Source organism: Acidovorax sp. HMWF029 (assembly GCF_003060895.1).
Classification (GTDB): domain Bacteria; phylum Pseudomonadota; class Gammaproteobacteria; order Burkholderiales; family Burkholderiaceae_C; genus Acidovorax.
The window spans coordinates 1-2,173 of record NZ_QAIH01000029.1 but is presented as its reverse complement, the minus strand read 5'-3'; the positions used below and the strand labels follow the sequence as shown (position 1 = coordinate 2,173).

Here is a 2,173-nt window from a genome sequence, read left to right as displayed (position 1 = left end):
CTCATAGGCCATGGGCGGGTGGGTGGGCATCGCGCTCGCGCCGCTGCGGTCGTCGCCCCACTGACTGCCCAGTGCGTCCAACCGCTCCAAGGCCTGGCGGTGCCGCTGGTGCAGCGCCAGCAGCGTGCGGGCCACCGCAGGCATGCCTGCGGCCAGCTCGCGGATTTCGGCCAGCGACACGGCATCACCCGCGCCCTCGCCGCCCACACCCGCCGGCAGATCGGCCAGCACCTCGCGCAGGCCGGTGATCAGGCGCGCCTCGTCGTCGTCCGAAAACCGCTGCACATCCACACCGAACACGGCGTTGATCTTGAGCAGGACAGGCACGGTGAGCGGGCGCTGGTTCTGCTCCAGCTGGTTCAGGTAGCTGGCCGACAGGTCCAGCGCGCGCGCCAACGCCACCTGGGTCATGCCGCGCTCTTCGCGCAGGCGGCGCAGGCGCACGCCCATGAAGGTTTTTTTCATTCAATCTTTCGCGGTGGCAACAGAGAGCGACCCAACAATCATTCGCAAAATTTGCAAACTGATGGATTTGCATTCGCAATCATTCGCCAATTCAGACCTTACAGAGGGGTGCCATTGTGCGTAAATTGCGAAGCATGACAACCCCCACCGGCACCGTCGAGCTGACGGAGATCGTCTTCCCCGCAGAGGCCAACCACTACGGCACGCTGTTTGGCGGCAACGCCTTACGCCTGATGGCCAAAGCGGCGTTTCTGGCGGCACGCGATGCCGCAGCGCGCGACGTGGTGATGGCGGGCGTGACCGATGCGCGTTTTCTGGCCCCCGTGCCCGTGGGCCACGTGCTCACGCTGCGCGCCTGGGTCAGCCGCATCGGGCGCAGCTCGCTCACCGTGTGCGTGACGGGTCTGGCCGCCACGCTGGGTTCGCCACCTGAAGAGGTGCTGAAGGGGATTTTTGAAATGGTGGCGGTGGATGCCAAAGGCCGTCCCGTTGCCATCGCCAACGCATACGTAAACCAGGAGACCGCATGACCACCACTACCGTTGAAACCTCGGGCTTCAAGCCCAAGAAGTCCGTCGCACTCTCGGGCGTGACGGCGGGCAACACCGCCCTGTGCACCGTGGGCCGCACGGGCAATGACCTGCACTACCGGGGCTACGACATCCTGGACATTGCGGAGGTCTGCGAGTTCGAAGAAATCGCCCACCTGCTGGTGCACGGCAAGCTGCCTACGCGCGCCGAACTGCGCGCCTACAAGGCCAAGCTCAAGGCCTTGCGTGGACTACCGCTGTCGGTCAAGCAGGCGCTGGAGCAACTGCCCGCCGCCAGCCACCCCATGGACGTAATGCGCACGGGCGTCTCGGCCCTGGGATGCGCGCTGCCCGAAAAAGACGACCACAACCTGCCAGGCGCTCGCGACATTGCCGACAGGCTCATGGCGTCGCTTGGCTCCATGCTGCTGTACTGGTACCACTGGGCCAGTTCGGGCCGCCGTATCGAGGTGGAGACGGATGACGACTCCATCGGCGCGCACTTTTTGCACCTGCTGCATGGTGCCAGACCCAGCGCAGCCTGGGAGCGTGCCATGCACACCTCGCTGAACCTGTATGCCGAGCACGAGTTCAATGCCAGCACCTTCACCGCCCGCGTGGTGGCGGGCACGGGCAGCGACATGTATTCGGCCATCACCGGCGCCATTGGTGCGCTGCGCGGCCCCAAGCATGGCGGCGCGAACGAGGTGGCCTTCGAGATCCAGAAGCGCTACGACAGCCCCGATGAGGCTGAGGCCGACATCCGCCGTCGCGTGGAGGCCAAGGAGGTCGTGATCGGCTTCGGCCACCCGGTCTACACGGTGAGCGACCCGCGCAACGTCGTCATCAAAGGCGTGGCACGCAGCCTCTCGCAAGACGCTGGAAGCACCAAGATGTTCGATATTGCCGAACGGCTGGAGACCGTGATGTGGGAGGTGAAAAAGATGTTCCCCAACCTCGACTGGTTCAGCGCCGTGAGCTACCACATGATGGGCGTGCCCACCGCCATGTTCACGCCGCTGTTCGTCATTGCGCGCACCAGTGGCTGGGCGGCGCACATCATCGAGCAGCGCATCGACAACAAGATCATCCGGCCCAGTGCGAACTACACGGGGCCGGAAGACCGGGTGTTTGTGCCCCTCGAACAGCGCGCTTGAATTTCCCCTACCCCCTTCTTC

At 64.8% G+C, this 2,173-nt stretch carries 3 protein-coding genes; 2 read left to right on the top strand and 1 reads right to left on the bottom strand.

The genetic code is table 11. The features are described 5' to 3' along the window. Positions 1-465, bottom strand: a 465-nt coding sequence (locus tag DBR12_RS02040; RefSeq protein ID WP_146185444.1) for a helix-turn-helix domain-containing protein, incomplete at its 3' end; no start/stop codon positions are given. Positions 466-599: 134 nt separating this feature from the next. Between DBR12_RS02040 and DBR12_RS02035 the strand changes: the two genes are divergently transcribed. Beyond that, the gene (locus tag DBR12_RS02035; protein WP_108615723.1) at positions 600-995 is read left to right on the top strand and encodes an acyl-CoA thioesterase; all 396 of its coding nucleotides are present in this window, start codon (positions 600-602) and stop codon (positions 993-995) included. Continuing rightward, the gene (gene prpC, locus DBR12_RS02030) at positions 992-2,152 is read left to right on the top strand and encodes a 2-methylcitrate synthase (protein ID WP_108615722.1); all 1,161 of its coding nucleotides are present in this window, start codon (positions 992-994) and stop codon (positions 2,150-2,152) included. The genes DBR12_RS02035 and prpC overlap by 4 nt, the downstream gene beginning before the upstream one ends. The last annotated feature ends 21 nt before the right edge of the window (positions 2,153-2,173 follow it).

Coding starts and splice junctions, on each gene's coding strand:
- DBR12_RS02035 (WP_108615723.1), top strand. CDS start 600: ATGACAACCCCCACCGGCACCGTCGAGCTGACGGAGATCGTCTTCCCC.
- prpC (WP_108615722.1), top strand. CDS start 992: ATGACCACCACTACCGTTGAAACCTCGGGCTTCAAGCCCAAGAAGTCC.